We start from the raw sequence: 18,549 nt of genomic DNA, 5'->3' as shown, positions 1-18,549 counted from the left end.
CTCCTGCTCTACGGCTCGCTGCGCCCGAACTCCTACAGCCGCCTGCTTACGCTCGAAGCCGAGCGGATCCTTCKGCACCTTGGCGCGCAAACCAAGGTGTTCGATCCGCATGGCCTTCCCATCACGGACAGCGTGCCGGCGGATCATCCGAAGGTGGCCGAGCTGCGCGCGCTGTCCGCATGGTCGGAGGGCCAGGTCTGGTGCAGCCCCGAGCGGCACGGCACGCTGACCTCGGTGTTCAAGAACCAGATCGACTGGTTGCCGCTGGAGATCGGCGGCATTCGTCCCACGCAGGGCCGCACGCTGGCCGTCATGCAGGTGTGCGGTGGCTCGCAGTCCTTCAACGCCGTCAATGCATTGCGTGTGCTCGGGCGCTGGATGCGCATGGTGACGATCCCGAACCAGTCATCCGTGCCGAAGGCCTACCAGGAATTCGACGCGGATGGCCGCATGGCGCCCTCCGCGTTTTATGACCGGGTGGTCGACGTGATGGAGGAGCTGGTCAAGTTCACCTTGCTGGTGCGTGACCGTTCCGCTTACCTGACGGACCGGTACAGCKAGCGCAAKGAGAGCGCGCCGCCGGTTGCGGCGGCGCTTGCCCAGGCCGCGATGGATCACGAGCGCGCTGCGCAAGTGCTGGAGAGCAACGATAGCAACGACGGCGGCGACAGCGAAGTCGAGTAGCGTCGCCGATGTGGCCGCGGCGCGGGAAACATGGCCCGAAGCGCCATCCGCTAGGCGGCGACCAGCCCGAGCGAGCGCAGCTTCGCCCCCTGGTCGAAGTATGGCCGCTCGCAAATGATCTTGTCGCTGCCGGGCGCGAATTCGAACGACGCGGCCATGCGCACGCGAAACGCGCGGCCCGTGGGCGGGTAGACGGTGCCGTTCGCCTTCAAGGGACCAAGGTGGGTGCCGGTGAGCCAGAACTCCACCAGCACCGTGTCGCCGGCCGCGGCGATGCTGATGATCTCGTTGGCCTGGTCGGGGAAGGGCGTGCGCGAAGACGCAAAGTAGCCGCGCACTGCTTGCTCGCCGTCGAAGACCGCGCCGCCTCCGTGCATCTCATAGCGCGGATGGGCAAAGGTGGCGATGACGGCGTCCCATTCCTGGGTGCACTCCAGGGCCATGTGGTCGCGCACGGTCTGGATGCGGGCGAGAGACAGACTATCCATGTTCAGGGCTCCGTGATTTGGGTGTTTGGTTTTTTTGGTTCTTTGGTTTTTTGGGGTTTGCAGGCTGGTCGAGTGATTGATGCATTGACGCATTGATGCATTGACACGTGCATCAGGCGCTTAGTCCTGCGTCACGCCAGCGGTCTTTGCCACTTCCTTCCACGCCGGGATATCGCGCGCATTCAGCTTGCCGAGTTCCTCGCCGCTCATCGGCGTGGCCGCGATGCCCATCTCCAGCAGGCGGGCCTTGATCTGCGGCGTGGCCAGCACCTGGTTCAATGCGTCCGACAGCTTCTGCACGATCGGCTTGGGCGTGCCGGCGGGCACATACAGGCCCCAGCGGAACACGCGATCGAAATCGATGCCCTCGTCGACGTAGCTCTTCACGCCGGGCAGGCTCGGCGAGCGCGAGGTGCACGTGCCGATCGCCTTGACCTTGCCGGACTTGACGAAGGGCGTGCCCGATGTCATGTCCACATAGCCCAGCTTGATATGCCCGGCGACGATGTCGTTGAGCACCTGCGGCACGGTCTTGTAGGGGATATGCGTCATCGACGCGCCGGCGAGCTGCTTGAGCACCTCGCCGCAGAATTGCCCCGTGGAGCCGGTGCCCCAGCTGGCGTACTGCACTTCGTTGGGATGGCTCCTCGTGTACGCCACCAGCTCCTTGATGTCGTTCGCGGGAAAGTCATTGCTGGCCACCAGCAGGATGGCAGCCGTGCCGACCTGGCCGATGGCGGTGAAGTCCTTCACCGGGTCGTATGGCAGCTTGGTGTAGACCGCGGCGTTCAGCATATGCGTGGTCGCGCCGCCGAGCGTGAAGGTGTAGCCGTCGGGCGCCGCGCGCGCGACCGCTTGCGTGCCGATGATGCCGGAGGCGCCACCCTTGTTCTCCACCACGATGGGTTGCTTCAGGATGGCCGACATGCGCTCCGCGAGCACGCGGCCAAGGATGTCGCCGCCCGAGCCGGCCGAGATCGGCAGCAGCAGGCGGATGGGGTGGGAGGGGTAGTCGGCGGGGGATTCACTGCCTTGCGCTGCAATCGCGGGCGCGGCAAGCGCGACGACGAGCGTGGCGGCGGGCAGGTAGCGGGGCATCATGGGGCGTCTCCTGATTCTTTGTTATGTGCCGCGGCGCGGCCTTTGATTCGCTGTCTGTTTCCGTCAAAGACCCAGTCCGCCGTCCACCACCATCTCCAGCCCTGTCACATAACGCGACTCATCGGAGGCAAGGAACAACGCCGCGTAGGCGATATCCCACGGCGTGCCTTGCCGGCCCATGGGGCAGCGGCTGTTGCGAAACTCGCGCGCGGCCTGCACGGCGGCTTCATCGCCATCGGTCAGGTGCGCCGCATGCGGCGTATCGATCAGGCCGGGCAGGATCACATTGCAGCGCACCTGGTCTGCGGCGTAGCGGCGCGCGAGGATCCGCGTCATGTGGTTGAGGGCGGCCTTCGATGCGTTGTAGGAGAGAAAGGGCATCGGCCCCCATTTGCGGCTGGCGATCGACGAGATGTTGATGATCGAGCCGCCGCCCTGCGCGATMATGTGCGGCATCGCCTTCTGGCAGGCGAGCATGGCGCCTTTGAGGTTGATGTCGAACACCCGGTCCCAGGATGGCTCGGTGATGTCCTCGAGCTCGCCGATTTCCTCGATGCCCACATTGTTGTGCAGCACGTCGATGCGGCCATAGCGCTCGCGGCAGGCCTCCACCATGGCAGCCAGCCGCGCGCCGTCGCGCACGTCGGCCTCGAAGGCGCTGGCGCTTCCGCCCGCGTCTTCGATCTGGCTCGCGGTCCTGCGGGCCAGCGCCAGGTCGCGGTCCACGCACAGCACCCGCGCGCCTTCACGGGCGTAGACGATGGCGGCGGCGGCGCCGTTGCTGGTGTCGGCGCCGATCGATCCCGCGCCGACGACGATGGCTGCCTTGCCGGCAAGCCGGCTCATTCCTTTGCGATTGCTGTCCGGCATGCTGAGGTTGTCTCCGTGGGGATCTTATGGTGATCTTTGGATGATCGTTCTTATGGTCCCCGCTACGAGGGATGGGAAAAATATAGCACGGAATTGAAACGTTTCATATAAAGGGTAAACGACCGGCTGCAAGAGGCATGCGCTAGGGAAGGGGATGCCGCATGGGCGGCATCGCGCCGCCCGGCGGGGGCTGACGCGATGGGTCTGGCGAAAACGCGGCAGGCTTAGCTGGCGACGCGCTTCGCCCGGCCTCGCGCCGTTTTTCTGCCTGCCTCCACGCCGACGGCGGCGCAGGACTCGCGCAGGATCAGCTCGCAGGTCAGCATCAGGTGCCCCGTTGCGTCAGGGCTGCCTTGCGGATCGAGGCCCGGCTCCATCTCGGCAAGGAGCAGGCGGGCGGCATGGCGCCCCAGGTCCTGCAGGTTCCAGGTGAGCGTGGTCAGCTCGGGCGTGTGCACCTGGGCCAGTTCGGTGTCACCCACGCACACCACCGACAGGTCGCCCGGAATGTCCCGGCCGGTCTGGCGTGCCGCCTTGAGCGCGCCGGCGAGCAGCGTCGTGCCCAGCCCAAAGATGGCGGTGGGCGGCGCGGCTTGCTGGAACAGCGCCAGGCATTGCGAAAAAGCGACGTCCATCGAGCTGGTGTCGATGCGCACAAGCTCCAGCGCATCGCCGATGCCGCGCGCGGCAGCAGCCGTCTCGAAGGMATGCCAGCGCGCGCGCGCCGGGCGCAGGTGCGAGCTGGGGAAGAGCAGGGCAATGCGGCGGTGGCCGAGATCGAACAGATAGTTGGCGGTCTTCAGCGCGCCGCTGAAGTGGTCCACCTTGACGCTGGGCCGATCCGGGGCGATATCGCGGTCCAGGATCACCAGCGGCACATCCACCTGCGCGATCTGCTGCTGCAGCTTTCCGGAGCTCTCGGAGCCGGGCGCGAACAGCACGCCGTCGACGCCGACGCGGGTCACGTCCAGCAGCAGCTCGCATTCGCGTTCGGTGTCGTTATGGGTGTCGACCAGCAGCAAGGTGTAGCCGGCTTCGCGCAGCACATGTTCGGCCGCGCGCACGATCACGCCGTAGAAGCGGTTGGTGATGTCCGGCACCAGGCAGGCCACCAGGCGCGAGCGCCGCGAGCGCAGGCTGCGGGCCGCGGCGTTGGTGACATAGCCGATCTTGCGCGCCACCTCGAACACGTGGGTGACGGTCTCGGCGGACGGGCCGCCTCGCCCCGCCATCACGTTGGAGGCGGTGCCAACCGAAACGCCCGCTTGCTCGGCCAGGTCCTTCAGGGTCGGCTTGCGCTGCGCCGCGGCTTTTTTCTGCATGGCACTCCACGGATATCGTCGTTTCCTGTGGCATGCAGTGTAGCATGCTATGAAACGTTTCAATCGCGTGGAGCGCCTTGGGGGCGCACGGATGTGTATTGGGCCGCAAGCCCTCAGGCGGCCTTCTTCAGCGATGCCAATGCCGCGCGGCCCGCCGCCAGTTGCTGCGCCACTTCCGCCACGCGCGCACCCAGATGCTCGGCCGTGCGCAGGTCTGCCAGCGGCGGCACCACATCAGCGCTCTCATCCGCATTCGACTGTGCCGCCGCACCCAGGAAGAAGCCGTGGCGATTGAGCGAATCCTCGGTCGACTTCGAGTTGTTGTGGCCCGGGGGCAGGCCAAGGTTGACCCAGTGCATGCCGTGTTGCGCGGAGAAGATCGCGATCTGCTGCAGCGTGGCAAGCTTGTCGCCCGAACGCGAGGCCGAGTTGGTGAAGCCCGCCGCCACCTTGTTGGCCCATTTGCCGCCCTTGGCGAACACGTTGCGCGAGGTGGCGTCCATAAAGCCTTTGAACTGCGCTGACGCGCTGCCCATGTAGGTGGGCGCGCCGAAGATGATGCCGTCCACGTTTTCGAGCGTGTCCCAGTGCTGGTCGATGTCGTCGACGCTGATCAGCAGGCTTTCCACGCCATCGACGCTGGCGGCGCCGCGTGCAACGGCCTGTGCTTGCCTGGCGGTGTGGCCGTAGCCGCTGTGGTAGACGATCGCGATTTGGGTAGCGTTGGGGTTCATGATGCGGTGCCTCGACAAAGTTGGAAATATTTGAATTTGGCTCGCATCGCCTGGATCACTGGATCTGCTTGATTGCTGGGCCGGTGAAGCAAGTCTAGGCGCCGGCTGATCGCGTTGGTGACTGAAATATCAATTATTCATTGAAATATTTTGAATTATCGGGCGAGGCAGGGGATCCTGTGTGCCTGGCATTTCGTGCCCACCGTGCCAGGCGCCGATGACGGTGGCGAAACAGCCATTTCACGACAGCTGCCATCGCGCCGCCACCGCCGGGCAGCCAGGCCGCGGGTCCGCGCAAGGCAAAGGTGAGCCGGTCGCGCACCTCGCAGCCGCCAGGGGTGTCTCGAATCGTCCGTTCGTGTACCCAGCTGCGCATGCTCAGCATCCGCGACGTTTCCTTGAAGCGGTAGCCCGGCCCCACCTCCGCCAGCATGATGTCGTCCGCGTCCACGGGAAACATGCCGAACGCCAGTAGCCAGCTGCGGCCAAGCCGCTCGCCAAGCGGCAGCTCGCCGATCGCCTTGCCGCGCATGGCGGGCGGCGCCGTCATGCGCAGCCAGGGAAACAGCTCGTCGTTGATGCCTTCGGACGTGGTCGCGCGCTGCCATGCCTGGCTGGCACTGATCGGCAGGGTGGATGCAAGCTCGAGCGTCAGGGGCATGGCGGATTTCGATCGGTGGGTGAACGTGTTCGCCATGATAGCGAGCCGAGCCATGCGGTCCGCTGCCTCCCCGGCTTTGCCTGTCAGGTTGTCGCCGCGCCGGCCTCGGATGGCACATGCCGAATCACGTTGAAACCCTCGTCCGCCAAGGGCGCCACGAAGTAACGCGTGATGGCATCGAACTGCGCATCGGTCGTCTCGAACGGATGCGTGCCGCTGGCGTTGCGCGCGCGCAGGCGGGCCTTGCACACGGCGTCGGGCACATCGAGGTAGTGGAGTTGATGCGCCACGCCCGCCTGCTCGAAGATGGCCCTGGCCCAGCTTCGGGTGGCCGGCGTGTTGGCAGGGAAATCAAGCACGACCGACATGCCCGCCAGCAGCAGCGCGTCGATGTGGCCGGCCATGGCGTCACGCAATCGTGCGGCGCAGCGGGCATAGTCGGCGACCTCCCGGATCTCGCCGGGATACAGGCGTGACAGCCAGTCGTCCTCGCTGATCCGCACGGTGGCCGGCCGGACAGCGAGCTGCCTGGCCAGGGTCGATTTGCCGGAGCCGATCTTGCCGCAGACCATATAGAGGACGGCGGGTGCCGCTGCTGCTGCTGCGGGGCGGGTTGGCTGCATCTTCAGGCTCCTTGGTGTATGCAGGCCCCAAGGAGGCGGGCACAAAAAACCCGCCTCGTTGGGCGGGTCGCTTTGTGTGCTCAGTCCACGTGCGCTAACCCACCATCCCAGGGATGGTGCGAATAATCGACGGGTTTTGCGCGCGGGTCATGGCGCAGATGTTAGCGGATTGCCCGCTTGCTCGCAATTGCCTTCGCGCGGGGCCGCCCTTGTCCTATCGATCCGGCCATTGCAGAATACGGCCACGCCAGAATAGATGATCCTTCACCGCCGTCGCGCGTTTGCGCGAAGCCGCCTGCCTMGCCACGCGGACCGGCAACGTCTCCCGGCTTCCCGTACATGACAACATCACCGCAACCGATGCGCCGCTTCGCTCTGATCGCTACCCCAGTCTTCCTGGCGTTCGCCGCCGCCAATGCCAGCGCGCTCGACGCCCCGCAGCTGCTCGCCAAGCTCACGCCAAGCATCTATGCCGTGCGGGCAATGGGCGCCAACAACGCGCCGCTGGCGTCGGGCTCCGCCGTGGTGATCGGCCCGGGGCAACTGGTCACGGCTTGCCACGTGCTGGCCGGCGCGCGCGCGATTGCCGTGCGGCGCGACAACGTGAGCTACGACGCCACGCTGGACGCGCCGGACGTGGATCGCGACCTGTGCCTGCTGCGGGTGGCGAACTTCAACGCGCCGGCCGTCAGCGTGTCGGCGGCGGCGGCACCGGCGTTCGGGCAGAAGGTGCTTGCGGCAGCCAGCCCGGAGGCCTCGGGCGTGGTCGTGCTGGACGGCAGTGTGTCCGGGTTGCGCGCGGGCGCCGACGGCAAGCTGGACCGCATCGAGATCACGCTTGATTTCCCGGCGGCAGCCAGCGGTGGCGGCCTGTTCGATGAGACGKGCCGCCTCGTGGGCATCCTGTCGGCACGGCGCGCGCCTGGCGAAAAGCTCAAGGCGTTGCCCGCCAGCTGGATCGCTCRGGTCAAGGAGCGCGGCGCGGCGGCGCCTGTGGCGCCTGTGGCGCCTGTGGCGGACGAGGCCGGCGCTGCCCCGGCTGGCGGCGCGTCGCCCCGCGTTGGCGAGGTCTGGCGCTATGAGCTGGTCGATAAGCTGACGCGCAAGCGGCGCGATGTGGTCTACCGTGTCGACCGCGTCGAAGGCGAGCGCATCACGTTCAACCAGGGCGCCCGCGTCGAGACGCTGAACGGCCGTGTCGAGCGCATCAGCACGCCCAGCGCTGGCGAGTTCGATGGCGCATCGCCGCCGCGCGGCTGGGTGCCGGAAGACGTCAAGCCGGGCGCCCGATGGAAATACAGCTACAAGCAGGCCGGCACCGACATGCGTACGGAACTCACCGGCGAGGTGACCGGGGAGTCCACCATCACGGTGCCTGCCGGCAGCTTCCGCGTCTTGCGCCTGGCCTACAAGGGCTATGTGGCGCGGCCGTTCTACGGCTTCTCGTATGGCGCACCATCCTCCGTGCCTTACACGGCGGTAGCGTGGTATGCCCCGGAGCTCAAGCGCGTGGTGCGCTTCGATGCCAGCTACGCGTCCAAGTACGAACGCGTGGACGAAAGCCTGGTGCTTGCGGAGCATCGCTTCGACTGACGTGGCCCCGATCCGGCCTTGATTCCCGGGCGCGGGACGATATGCCGGGGTGCAGCAAGCGATTTTGGTAGGATGCAGGCCTTTCTTCGTGCCGGAATGTGACTCCGCCCCATGCTGCTTGCTTCATGAATCTGGCCCAGATCAAAACCCTGGCCGCCGAGCGGCTTGCCCGCCTGCGGCGCCCCACGCGCCGCGGCGTGGCCAAGGCAGTGGCCGCCGTGCCGGTGCTGTTCCTGCTCTATGTGCTGGTGCTGATTCCCTTCACCCCGGGCATCAGCGATATCCGCAAGGCCAAGTCCGACCAGCCCGCGCAGATCCTGTCGGCCGATGGCAAGCCGCTGGCCGTGTTCAAGTGGGCCAATCGCGAATGGGTCCGCCTGGCCGATATCTCGCCCAATGTGACGACCGCGCTGATCGCCACCGAGGATCACCGCTTTTACCAGCACTTCGGCCTGGACTGGCGCCGCATGGGCTCGGCCGCGCTGCATACCTTCTCAGGCGACCGGCAAGGTGGCTCCACCATCACGCAGCAGCTGGCCCGCAATCTCTATCCCGACGAGATCGGCCGCGCGCCTACGCTCACGCGCAAGCTCAAGGAAGCCATCACGGCGCTGAAGATCGAGGCGCTCTACACCAAGGACGAGATTCTCGAGACCTATCTCAACACCGTGCCGTTCCTGTACAACGCCTACGGCATCGAGATGGCGGCGCGCACCTACTTCGATAAATCCGCCGGCCGGCTGGACGTGCTGGAAAGCGCCACGCTGATCGGCATGCTCAAGGGCAACAGCTACTACAACCCGGTCATCAACCCCGAGCGCGCCGTGCAGCGGCGCAATACCGTGCTGGCGCAGATGGTCAAATACCAGAAGCTGGAGCCGGCGAAGTACGAGTTGCTGAAGAAGCGCCCGCTGCGCATCGACTTCGAGCGGCAGGCCGAGCCGCCCGGCCCAGCGCCGCACTTCGCCCAGCAGCTGCGCAAATGGCTGATCACCTGGGCGGACCGCAACGACTACAACATCTACACCGACGGGCTGGTGGTGCGCACCACCATCGATTCGCGCCTGCAGGCGCTGGCCAACCAGGCGGTGGCGCGCCAGGGCAACCAGCTGCAAGGCATCGCCGACGCGGCGTGGGCGCCGCGCTCCGGCTGGGCGGCCAACAAGGATCTGGTACAGGCCTTTGTGCGCGAGACACCGGCGTACCGCTCGGCCAGGGAGTCCGGGCAGACACCCGAGGCGGCCATGAAGCAGCTGCTGGCGGACAACGCCTTCATGCAGGCGCTGCGCCAGTCCAAGACCCGTATCCAGGCCGGCTTCCTCGCGCTGGACCCGCGCACCGGCGAGATCAAGGCATGGGTAGGCAGCCGAGACTTCACCCTGGATGCCTTCGACCATGTCCAGCAGGCGCAGCGCCAGCCKGGTTCCACGTTCAAGCCGTTCGTGTATGGCGCCGCGTTCGAGCAAGGTGCCAAGCCTGACGACACCTTCGTCGACCAGGCCGTGGAAATCCCGCTTGCCGGCGGCGAGGTCTGGCGGCCCTCCGACGATGGCCCTCCGAGCGGGCGTGCCATGAGCCTGCGCGACGGCCYGGTGTATTCCAAGAACACCATCACCGCGCAACTGATGCAGGGCGTTGGCCCGGCCAAGGTGGCCAAGCTGGCGCGCGCCATGGGCGTGCGGCAAAGCCGGCTCGATCCCGTGCCCTCGCTGGCGCTGGGCACCAGCCCGGTCACCTTGAAGGAAATGGTCAGCGCCTACGGCACCATCGCCAATCAGGGCGCCTACCTGGAGCCGGTGATGGTGTCGCGCATCGAAGACCGCAAGGGCGAGGTGCTGGAGACGTTCCGCCCCGCGTCGCCCGAGCAGGCACTGCCGGTTGCCACCGTGCAGACGCTGCTTGACGTGATGCGCGGCGTGATCGACCGCGGCACCGGCGCGAGCATCCGCACGCGCTTCGGCATTCGCGCGGATGTCGCCGGCAAGACCGGCACCACGCAGGACAACGCCGATGGCTGGTTCATCCTGATGCATCCGCAGCTGGTAGCTGGTGCCTGGGTCGGGTTCAACGACAGCCGGGTGACGCTGCGCAGCGACTACTGGGGTCAGGGCGCGCACAGCGCGCTGCCGATGGTGGGCGACTTCTTCCAGCGTTCGCTGCGGTCCCGCATGATCGATGCGAACGTCCGCTTCGTGGAGCACAAGGAGACCGGCCTCTTTGAAGCGTTGGGCTGGACGATACGCGGCTGGTACCAGCGGTGGTTCGGGCCGGCGGCCAAGCCGGAAGCCCCGCCCGCGCCCAAGCGGGCGGCGCGCCCGGCGCCGGAGACAGCGGCAATGGAACCCGAAGCCAGCGTGGCGGCATCGGCGGCAGCGCCCGCGTTGCCGGGCGTGAGCAGTCCGGCCGTCGAGCAAGGCGCCGTCGATGCGGCACCGGCCAGCGCGCCGGTGCAGGTGCCGGCAAGCGTGCCGCCTGCCATGGCGGCGCCATCGTTCACGCAAGACGATGCCAGGGCACGGGCCAGCGAAAGCAGCCAGCCCTGAAGCCGGGCCCCGCGCGACGCTGACCGCCGCACCCCCGGGCTCCGCCGTGCCAGGTCCGGCCTGCCGGCATGCGGAAGGTAAAACGCGTCTCCGGCGGCGTGGGGGCAACTTCCAGGCCGCTGCCGTGCACGCACGCTTACCGTTGCGGGTCACATGGCTTAACATAGCGGTTTGACTGGCGTATGCCCCCAAAAGCGGCCCGGCCGGCCTTTCGGCGTTGCGTTCGCACCATGCAAGGTGCGCAAACCAGCGCTAGTATGCGAGCCGTGCTGCAGCTTTCCTGCCGGTGGACCTTTTTCCAGATGAACAAAAATCCAAAGAATTCTCGTGGCGAGCCTCCCGCTCCGCGTACCTGGGACGCCCGTCTGGCGCGCGCGCTTGTCCGCCCGCTCAAGGACTCCTGGATCACGCCGAACCACTTGACCACCCTGCGGCTCGTGATCGGCCTTGCCGGGGTAGCGTGCCTGATGCAGGGCGGTTTCGCGTGGACCAACTACGGTGCGCTCCTGATCGTGGTGTCCAACTTCGTTGACCACACTGATGGGGAATTGGCGAGAATTAGCGGTAAATCGAGCAAGATAGGCCATTTTTATGACCTGGCGAGCGATGCGCTGATTACCGTCCTGCTCTTCGTGGGTATGGGCGTAGCCATTTCCGGGCAGGCCGCGGCAGACACGATGTCGCCAGTGCTGCAAGGCACGCTGGCGGGCGTGGCAGTGGCGCTGATCTTCTTTCTGCGCATGCGTATCGAAGAGCGTGTGGGGAAAAGCGGGACGAAGCAAGCCTCTGCCGGCGGTTTCGAGACAGAAGACGTGCTTTACCTGCTTCCGCTCGTTACGCTGACCAGTGGCATCGCGCCGTTCCTGATGGCGGCGTCGATCGGCGCTCCCCTGTTCGCGGCCTGGGTCATCGTCGATTACTGGCGTGTGATGCGGCGTCCCCTGCCGGCCACGGCTTCGACGGAGACCTGAGAAACCCGATGAGCGAGCAAGCCAACGACATCACGCTGGACGACCCGTCCCCCGCTGTAGTTCCTTCCTGCCAAAGGCCGGCCGCGGAGCCTGCCGCCGGCGCCATGCTGCCCGACCCCGATGCCGCCGTGGCCGAGCGCACCGCCCGGCTCGACAGCAAGCAGCTGCGCGCCGATTTCGTGCGCCAGGACGCCTTCCTGCACCTGGAGGAATTCCTGGCGCCGGAAGTCACCGCGCAACTGGTGGCCAGCGCCCGCGCGCTGGTGCCGCAGATCAACCGCAATTACCTGCCCGGCCACAAGCAGGGCGGCAGCGTCAGCCGCCACACCATCRACGAGCTCGCGCCGTTTATCGCCGAGCTGTACCGCTCGAAGGCGCTGATCGGCTGGCTGGAGCAGATGTGCGGCGAGAAGCTGCTGCTCTCCCCCGACTCCGATCCCCATGCCTACGCGCTGTACTACTACACGCGCCAGGGCGACCACATTGGCTGGCACTACGACACCTCTTATTACGACGGCCGCCGCTACACGCTGCTGCTGGGCGTGATCGAGGAATCGTCATGCCGCCTGGACTACGAACTGCACACGCGCGACGCGCAAGTGCCCGATGAGCCCGGCTCGGTGCAGACCACGCCCGGGGGGCTGGTGTTCTTCGATGGCGACAAGCTGCGCCACCGCATCACGCCGGCCGGCGCCAACGAAATGCGCGTGTCGCTGACGTTCGAGTACGTGACCGATCCGGGCATGCGCCCGTGGCTGCGCTTCATCTCCAATATGAAGGACGCGGTTGCCTATTTCGGCTTCCGGCAAGTGTTCAAGAGACTGGTGCCGGGCCAGAAGCCCCGCCCATGACCCGTGCTGCCATGCTTTTCCTGTCGATCGGCGCGGCGCTCTTTGTCGCGCTGCTCGCCTGGCAGGGATTTGGCTCCGTCGCGTCGACGTTCATGTCGGCCGGCTGGGGCCTGGTACTGGTCGCCGCGTTCCACCTGCTGCCGCTGGTGCTGGACGCCGGCGCCATCTACGTGTTGTTCGACCGCCGGGCCGGCCACGGCACCATGCGCGACGCGCTGCTGGCGCGCTGGGCCGGCGAGTCCGTCAACAGCCTGCTGCCTGCGGGGCAGATCGGCGGCCCGGTCCTGATGGTGCGCTACCTGGCGCAGCGCGGCACGCGCATGCGCGACGCCGCCGCGGCCATCACGGTGAGCACCACCATGCAGGCGCTGGCGCAGATGGTGTTCGCCTTCATCGGCCYGGCGCTGTTCGGCCTGTATGGCGGGCACGACGCGCTTGCGGACCTGCGCATACCGACCCTGGTCGTCACCGCCGTGCTTGCGCTATGCATAGCGGGTTTCTACGTGGTGCAGAAGCGTGGCCTGTTTGGCCGGGTGCTGCGCCTGCTGTCGAAGGTATTCGGCAAGCGCGACTGGTCGGGGTTGACCATGCGCGCCGATGCCGTGGATGCGGCCGTGCAAGGCATGTACCGCGACCGCCGCAAGGTGGCGTCCACCTTCGCGCTGAGCCTGGTGGGCTGGCTGGTCGGCACGGGCGAGGTCTGGCTGGCCCTGCATTTCCTCGGGCATCCCGTCAGCTGGCTCGACGCCTTGCTGCTGGAGAGCGTGGGGCAGGCGATCCGTGGCGCGGCGTTTGCCATTCCCGGCTCGCTGGGCGCGCAGGAAGGCGGCTACCTGCTGCTGGCGCCCATCGTCGGCCTGCCGCCCGATGCCGCGCTGGCACTGTCCCTGGCAAAGCGCGCCCGCGAGATCGGGCTCGGCGCGCCCGGGCTGCTGTATTTACATTTGAGTGAACGAAAATTCCAACGGCGGCGTGCAGCAGGTGTGCAGCAGGCCGCCGATTGATCGATGGCAATTTGCATGGGTGCGGAGAACGAATGCGAGCAATCATCCTTGCCGCGGGCCTAGGCCTGCGACTTCAGCAACAACCCGGGGAGCAATTCCCCAAGTGCCTGCTGCGTTTTGAGGGCATCACCCTGCTGGAGCGGCATCTGCGCATGCTCGACGCGGCCGGGGTGGACGAGATCGTGCTGGCGCTGGGCTTCCAGCCGGAACACGTCGAGGCCGAACTGGTACGGCTGGGGCGCGACCCCTATCCGGAGATCGTGCTGAACCCGCGTTACGACCTGGGCAGCGTGCTGACCGTGCACACGGTGGCCGATGCGCTCACGCGTGGCGGCGACGTCCTGCTGATGGATGCGGACGTGCTCTACGACGAGCGCATCCTCAGCGCGCTGGTGGCGGGCGGCACCACCAACCGCCTCTTGATCGACCGCGATTTCGAAGCCGGCGACGAACCCGTCAAGCTGTGCCTGAAGAACGGCGTGCCGGTGGAGCTGCGCAAGCAGCTCGCGGTTGGCCTGGAGTACGACACCATTGGCGAGTCGGTCGGTTTCTTCCGCTTTCAGGAGCAGACCGCGCGCCGCCTGGCGCAGATCGTCCAGGGCTATGTCGACAGCGGCCGCTCGAACATGCCGCACGAAGAAGCGGTGCGCGACCTGCTGCTCGAAGGCGGCCACGTATTCGATGTCGCCGATGTGAGCGGCGCACCGTGGATCGAGATCGATTTCCCGAACGACGTGGCGCGCGCGCGCGACGAAGTCCTGCCCGAACTTCAGCCGATTGTGGGAGTAGCACAGTGAACGCGATTGACCCGATTTTCTCGACTGCCTCGCGCAGCGCCCGGCTGCGCCAGATGATTGTTGGCAACGAGCTGGAATTCATGATGGAAGCTCACAACGGGCTGTCCGCGCGCATCGTGCGCGAGGCCGGATTCAAGGCCATCTGGGGTTCGGGCCTGGCGATCTCCGCCCAGTACGGCGTGCGCGACAACAACGAAGCCAGCTGGACCCAGGTGGTCGACACGCTGGAGTTCATGGCCGACGCCAGCGACCTGCCGATCCTGCTGGACGGCGACACCGGCTATGGCAATTTCAACAATGTGCGCCGCCTGGTGCGCAAGCTCGAGCAGCGCGGCATTGCCGGCGTGTGCATCGAGGACAAGCAGTTTCCCAAGACCAACAGCTTCATCGACGGCGAGCGCCAGCCGCTGGCCGAGATCGATGAGTTCTGCGGCAAGATCAAGGCCGGCAAGGATTCGCAGTCGGACGACAACTTCTCCATCGTCGCCCGCGTGGAAGCCCTGATCGCAGGCTGGGGCATGGACGAAGCCCTGCGTCGCGCCGAGGCCTATCGCCAGGCCGGTGCCGATGCCATCCTGATCCACAGCAAGCTGTCGCGCCCGGACGAGATCCTGCAGTTCGCGCGCGAGTGGGCCGGCCGAGGCCCGCTGGTGATCGTGCCGACCAAGTACTACAGCACCCCGACCGAAGCCTTCCGCAAGGCCGGCATCAGCGTGGTGATCTGGGCCAACCACCTGATCCGCGTGGCGGCATCCTCGATGCAGGCCGTGGCCAAGGAAATCCACGACAGCGAGACGCTGGTCAACGTGGAAGACCGCATTGCCACCGTCAACGAGATCTTCCGCCTGCAGGACGCCGACGAATACTCGACCGCCGAGAAGATCTACCTKTCCGGCTCGCAAGCGCCGGGCGCGGCGGTGGTGCTGGCGGCCGGCCGCGGCACGGGCCTGGAGCCCCTCACCGAGGACCGTCCCAAGGTCATGCTGCCCGTGGCCGGCAAGCCTTTGCTGCGCTGGCTGGTGGACGCGTTCAAGAAGCAGTCGATCAACGACATCACCGTGGTGGGCGGCTATCAGGCCAAGGCCATCGACACGGCTGGCATCAAGCTGGTGGTCAACGAGCAGTACGCCCAGACCGGAGAACTGGCCTCGCTGGCGTGCGCCGTCGACGGCTTGCAGACGGATACCGTGATCGCTTATGGCGACCTGCTGTTCCGCAGTTATATCCTGCGCGACCTGCTGGAGAGCGACGCGCCGTTCAGCGTGGTGGTGGACTCGTCGTTGACCACSGAGTCGAACCAGAGCGTGCGCGAYTTCGCCTATTGCTCCGCGKCSGACGACCGCGACCTGTTCGGCCAGAAGATCCTGCTGCGCCATGTGTCGAGCAAGGGCCAGGAGCCGGGCGCCGCCCAAGCCCAGGCGCCGCACGGCCGCTGGATCGGCCTGCTGAACGTGCGCGGCGAGGGCCGCGTGCGCCTGCAGAAGCTGGTTGCCGAACTGCGCAAGCGCGACGACTTCAACACGCTGGACATGCCCGCGCTGCTCAACGCGCTGGTCGAAGCCGGCGAAGAGATCGAAGTGAAGTATGTGCACGGCCACTGGCGCGGCGTGAACGACCTCGACGACTTCCGCCGCGCGGGCGATTTCGCGCATACGCAGACCCCGTTCGCGGTCGGCGGCACGGACGCCGAGGAAGCCCGATGATCGAAGCGGCACAGTTTGTCGAGGCCGCGCGTGCACGCGGCTTCGACTGGTATGCCGGGGTGCCCTGCTCGTATCTCACGCCGTTCATCAACTACGTGATGCAGGATCCGTCGCTGCACTACGTGTCGGCGGCGAACGAAGGCGATGCGGTGGCGCTGATCGCCGGCGTGACGCTGGGCGCGCAGGGCGGCCGCCGTGGCGTCACCATGATGCAGAACTCCGGCCTGGGCAATGCGGTCAGTCCGCTGACCTCGCTCACGTGGACGTTTCGCCTGCCGCAGTTGCTGATCGTGACCTGGCGCGGGCAGCCGGGCGTGGCTGACGAGCCGCAGCACGCGCTGATGGGCCCGGTCACCCCGGCGATGCTCGACACCATGGAAATCCCGTGGGAAACCTTCCCGACCGACCCGGCCGAGGTTGGCCCGGCGCTGGATCGCGCGGTGGCGCATATGGATGCCACGGGCCGTCCGTACGCGCTGGTGATGCAAAAGGGCAGCGTCGCGCCGTATGCACTGAAGCAGCAGGAGCGGCCCACGCCGCGCCCCAGGTGCATGCCGCGCTCGGGCGTGCAGGGCGCATCGCGCGATGGCCTGCCTACGCGCCGCGACGCGCTCCAACGCGTGATCGCGCATACGCCAATGGACAAGACCGTGGTGCTGGCATCGACCGGCTTCTGCGGGCGTGAGCTTTATGCGCTCGACGACCGTGCCAACCAGCTCTACATGGTGGGCTCGATGGGCTGCCTCACGCCCTTCGCGCTAGGCCTTGCGCTCGCGCGTCCGGACCTCAACGTGGTCGCCGTGGACGGCGATGGTGCGGCGCTCATGCGCATGGGCGTGTTCGCCACGCTCGGCGCCTATGGCCCGGGCAACCTCACGCATGTGCTGCTCGACAACGGCGCCCATGACTCCACCGGCGGACAGGCGACCGTGTCRCACCAAGTCTCGTTTGCCGGCGTGGCGTCCGCCTGCGGCTACGCGTCGGCGGCCGAGGGCGACCAGCTCGACCTGCTCGACCAGACGCTCACGGCCGCGCCGGCGAGCACCGCCGGCCCGCGCTTTGTCGCGCTGACGATCAGCGCCGGCACGCCGGACGGCCTGCCGCGCCCGACCATCACCCCGGTCGATGTGAAGACGCGCCTGGCGCGACACATCGGTGCCGACCAAGGAGGGAAGTAAATGCTGCTACTCAATCCGGGCCCCGTTACCCTGTCGGAACGTGTCCGCCAAAGCTTGCTGCAGCCCGATCTGTGCCACCGCGAAAGCGAGTTCTTTGACCTGCAGGACGAAGCCCGCGCACGCCTGCTGGACATCTACGAACTGGATCCCGCCGAGTGGGCCGCGGTCCTGATGACCGGTTCCGGCACGGCGGCGGTGGAGAGCATGATCGCCGCGCTGGTGCCCGAGCAAGGCAAGCTGCTGATCGTCCAGAACGGTGTGTACGGCGAGCGCATTACGCAAATTGCCACGCAGTACCGCATCGCCCATGAGGTCGTTGCGCACGACTGGATGCAGGCGCCCGATCTTGCCCGCATTGCCGCCGCGCTCGACGCGGACCGCGCGATCACGCACGTGGCGGTGATCCATCATGAAACCACCACCGGCCGCCTGAACGACCTCCAGGCACTGGACGCACTGTGCCGCGCGCGGGACGTGCGCCTGCTGGTGGATGGCGTGAGCAGCTTCGGCGCCGAGGCGATCGATTTCGGCGGCAGCATCGCCGCAGTGGCGGCCACGGCCAACAAGTGCCTGCATGGCGTGCCGGGCGCATCGTTCGTTATTGTGCGGCGCAGCGCGCTGGAGCAAGCCGCCAGCCGGACGTACTACCTGGATCTCGGGCGCCTCGCGCGCTTGCAGGACCAGCGCAATACACCGTTCACGCCGTCGGTGCATGCCTATTACGCGCTGGTGGAAGCGCTGCGCGAACTGGCAGAAGAGGGTGGCTGGCGCGCCCGCCATGCGCGCTATGCGGCCCTTGCGGAGCGCGCGCGCGCCGGGCTTGAGGCCCTGGGCATGCCGGCCCTGTGGCCGTCGGACCAGTCCTCGGTGGTGCTGCGGGCCTACCGCTTGCCAGCCGGCCTGTCGTATCCCCAGCTGCACGACGGCCTGAAGGAGCGCGGGTTTGTCATCTATGCGGGGCAGGGCGGGCTGTCGGCCGAGTTGTTCCGCATTTCCACGATGGGCAATATCCAGATGGATGACATCGAGCGCTTGTTGCAGGGTTTCAAGGCGCTGACGCAGTAAGTGCCTGTTGGCCGGTGCGCGGTGCGCGCCGGCCGCTGTCGTTTTCGTCATTTTATTTTTGGCGGCAAGGCACTAGCATTAGGCAAGAGATACCGGTACCCCGGGTCCCCGGGGCGGCCGCATCTTGTTCGTGGAGGATCATTGCGATGCCTCGCCGTTTCCGTCTTCGCTTTGCCCGTGCGGGTTACAACGCCGCCGTGCTCGCGGTTTCCGCCGGCTTTATCTTCATCTTTGTCCTTGGCGCATCCTTGCCCATCACCGCGCCGGCCGCGACACCTGGCGAGAGTCCCACAGCCGCGAGCGTTGACCGGTCCTCCCCGGACCGCATGGTCCGCGCCGCCGTCGAAGGCGTACTCACCAC

Annotated in this window: 17 protein-coding genes and 1 pseudogene; 11 read left to right on the top strand and 7 right to left on the bottom strand. The window is 66.8% G+C overall.

The window, feature by feature from the left end; all coding sequences use genetic code 11:
* The coding region (gene arsH, locus AC1DS3_RS20710) for an arsenical resistance protein ArsH (RefSeq protein WP_477127852.1) at nt 1–684 on the top strand (684 nt) is incomplete at its 5' end.
* 50 nt (nt 685–734) lie between these two features.
* On the opposite strand, the gene AC1DS3_RS20705 is transcribed toward arsH, so the two are convergent.
* The 7 genes from AC1DS3_RS20705 to AC1DS3_RS20675 form a co-directional block, all read right to left on the bottom strand.
* Nucleotides 735–1,172, bottom strand: a complete 438-nt coding sequence (locus tag AC1DS3_RS20705) for an ester cyclase (protein WP_441636332.1) — start codon at nt 1,170–1,172, stop codon at nt 735–737.
* 120 nt (nt 1,173–1,292) lie between these two features.
* Complete coding sequence (locus tag AC1DS3_RS20700; protein WP_441636330.1) at nt 1,293–2,273, bottom strand: Bug family tripartite tricarboxylate transporter substrate binding protein; 981 nt, start codon at nt 2,271–2,273, stop codon at nt 1,293–1,295.
* A 63-nt stretch (nt 2,274–2,336) separates the two neighbouring features.
* Nucleotides 2,337–3,143, bottom strand: coding sequence for an SDR family NAD(P)-dependent oxidoreductase (locus AC1DS3_RS20695; RefSeq protein ID WP_477127851.1), 807 nt, complete (start codon nt 3,141–3,143; stop codon nt 2,337–2,339).
* Between the two features lie 224 nt (nt 3,144–3,367).
* The gene (locus tag AC1DS3_RS20690) at nt 3,368–4,465 is read right to left on the bottom strand and encodes a LacI family DNA-binding transcriptional regulator (RefSeq protein WP_477127850.1); all 1,098 of its coding nucleotides are present in this window, start codon (nt 4,463–4,465) and stop codon (nt 3,368–3,370) included.
* 113 nt (nt 4,466–4,578) lie between these two features.
* Complete coding sequence (locus tag AC1DS3_RS20685; protein ID WP_441636324.1) at nt 4,579–5,199, bottom strand: flavodoxin family protein; 621 nt, start codon at nt 5,197–5,199, stop codon at nt 4,579–4,581.
* 133 nt (nt 5,200–5,332) lie between these two features.
* Nucleotides 5,333–5,860 carry a hypothetical protein gene (locus tag AC1DS3_RS20680; RefSeq protein ID WP_441636322.1) on the bottom strand — a complete coding sequence of 176 codons (528 nt, stop codon included), beginning with the start codon at nt 5,858–5,860 and terminating at the stop codon, nt 5,333–5,335.
* Between the two features lie 83 nt (nt 5,861–5,943).
* Nucleotides 5,944–6,483, bottom strand: coding sequence for a P-loop nucleotide/nucleoside kinase family protein (locus AC1DS3_RS20675; RefSeq protein WP_441636320.1), 540 nt, complete (start codon nt 6,481–6,483; stop codon nt 5,944–5,946).
* Nucleotides 6,484–6,822: 339 nt separating this feature from the next.
* Here AC1DS3_RS20675 and AC1DS3_RS20670 point away from each other — a divergent pair, with 339 nt between their 5' ends.
* From AC1DS3_RS20670 to AC1DS3_RS20625, 10 genes and pseudogenes are all read left to right on the top strand, one after another.
* Nucleotides 6,823–8,076, top strand: a complete 1,254-nt coding sequence (locus tag AC1DS3_RS20670) for a S1 family peptidase (protein WP_477127849.1) — start codon at nt 6,823–6,825, stop codon at nt 8,074–8,076.
* Nucleotides 8,077–8,201: 125 nt separating this feature from the next.
* On the top strand, nt 8,202–10,619 hold the full coding sequence (locus AC1DS3_RS20665) for a penicillin-binding protein 1A (protein WP_477127848.1): 2,418 nt from the start codon (nt 8,202–8,204) through the stop codon (nt 10,617–10,619).
* A gap of 302 nt (nt 10,620–10,921) precedes the next feature.
* The gene (locus AC1DS3_RS20660) at nt 10,922–11,590 is read left to right on the top strand and encodes a CDP-alcohol phosphatidyltransferase family protein (RefSeq protein WP_441636473.1); all 669 of its coding nucleotides are present in this window, start codon (nt 10,922–10,924) and stop codon (nt 11,588–11,590) included.
* Between the two features lie 8 nt (nt 11,591–11,598).
* Entirely contained in the window at nt 11,599–12,441 is an 843-nt protein-coding gene (locus AC1DS3_RS20655) for a HalD/BesD family halogenase (RefSeq protein ID WP_477127847.1), read from the top strand.
* Entirely contained in the window at nt 12,438–13,445 is a 1,008-nt protein-coding gene (locus AC1DS3_RS20650) for a flippase-like domain-containing protein (protein WP_477127846.1), read from the top strand. Before AC1DS3_RS20655 ends, AC1DS3_RS20650 begins: the two co-directional genes overlap by 4 nt.
* A 32-nt stretch (nt 13,446–13,477) precedes the next feature.
* Nucleotides 13,478–14,242 carry a phosphocholine cytidylyltransferase family protein gene (locus tag AC1DS3_RS20645; RefSeq protein ID WP_441636310.1) on the top strand — a complete coding sequence of 255 codons (765 nt, stop codon included), beginning with the start codon at nt 13,478–13,480 and terminating at the stop codon, nt 14,240–14,242.
* Nucleotides 14,243–14,295: 53 nt separating this feature from the next.
* Nucleotides 14,296–15,945, top strand: a complete 1,650-nt coding sequence (gene aepX / locus AC1DS3_RS20640; RefSeq protein WP_477127853.1) for a phosphoenolpyruvate mutase — start codon at nt 14,296–14,298, stop codon at nt 15,943–15,945.
* Nucleotides 15,942–17,123, top strand: coding sequence for a phosphonopyruvate decarboxylase (gene aepY / locus AC1DS3_RS20635; RefSeq protein ID WP_441636308.1), 1,182 nt, complete (start codon nt 15,942–15,944; stop codon nt 17,121–17,123). The genes aepX and aepY overlap by 4 nt, the downstream gene beginning before the upstream one ends.
* Nucleotides 17,124–18,188 (top strand): 2-aminoethylphosphonate aminotransferase, encoded by a 1,065-nt coding sequence (locus AC1DS3_RS20630; protein WP_416051015.1) that lies wholly within the window; start codon nt 17,124–17,126, stop codon nt 18,186–18,188.
* Between the two features lie 146 nt (nt 18,189–18,334).
* Nucleotides 18,335–18,549: pseudogene (locus tag AC1DS3_RS20625) on the top strand (ABC transporter substrate-binding protein); the annotation flags it as partial.

Source organism: Cupriavidus sp. 01L46 (genome assembly GCF_056399905.1).
This window is presented reverse-complemented; position numbering and strand designations above follow the sequence as displayed.

Coding starts and splice junctions, on each gene's coding strand:
- AC1DS3_RS20705 (WP_441636332.1), bottom strand. CDS start 1,172: ATGGATAGTCTGTCTCTCGCCCGCATCCAGACCGTGCGCGACCACATG.
- AC1DS3_RS20680 (WP_441636322.1), bottom strand. CDS start 5,860: ATGCCCCTGACGCTCGAGCTTGCATCCACCCTGCCGATCAGTGCCAGC.
- AC1DS3_RS20685 (WP_441636324.1), bottom strand. CDS start 5,199: ATGAACCCCAACGCTACCCAAATCGCGATCGTCTACCACAGCGGCTAC.
- AC1DS3_RS20630 (WP_416051015.1), top strand. CDS start 17,124: ATGCTGCTACTCAATCCGGGCCCCGTTACCCTGTCGGAACGTGTCCGC.
- AC1DS3_RS20675 (WP_441636320.1), bottom strand. CDS start 6,483: ATGCAGCCAACCCGCCCCGCAGCAGCAGCAGCGGCACCCGCCGTCCTC.
- AC1DS3_RS20660 (WP_441636473.1), top strand. CDS start 10,922: ATGAACAAAAATCCAAAGAATTCTCGTGGCGAGCCTCCCGCTCCGCGT.
- AC1DS3_RS20645 (WP_441636310.1), top strand. CDS start 13,478: ATGCGAGCAATCATCCTTGCCGCGGGCCTAGGCCTGCGACTTCAGCAA.
- AC1DS3_RS20700 (WP_441636330.1), bottom strand. CDS start 2,273: ATGATGCCCCGCTACCTGCCCGCCGCCACGCTCGTCGTCGCGCTTGCC.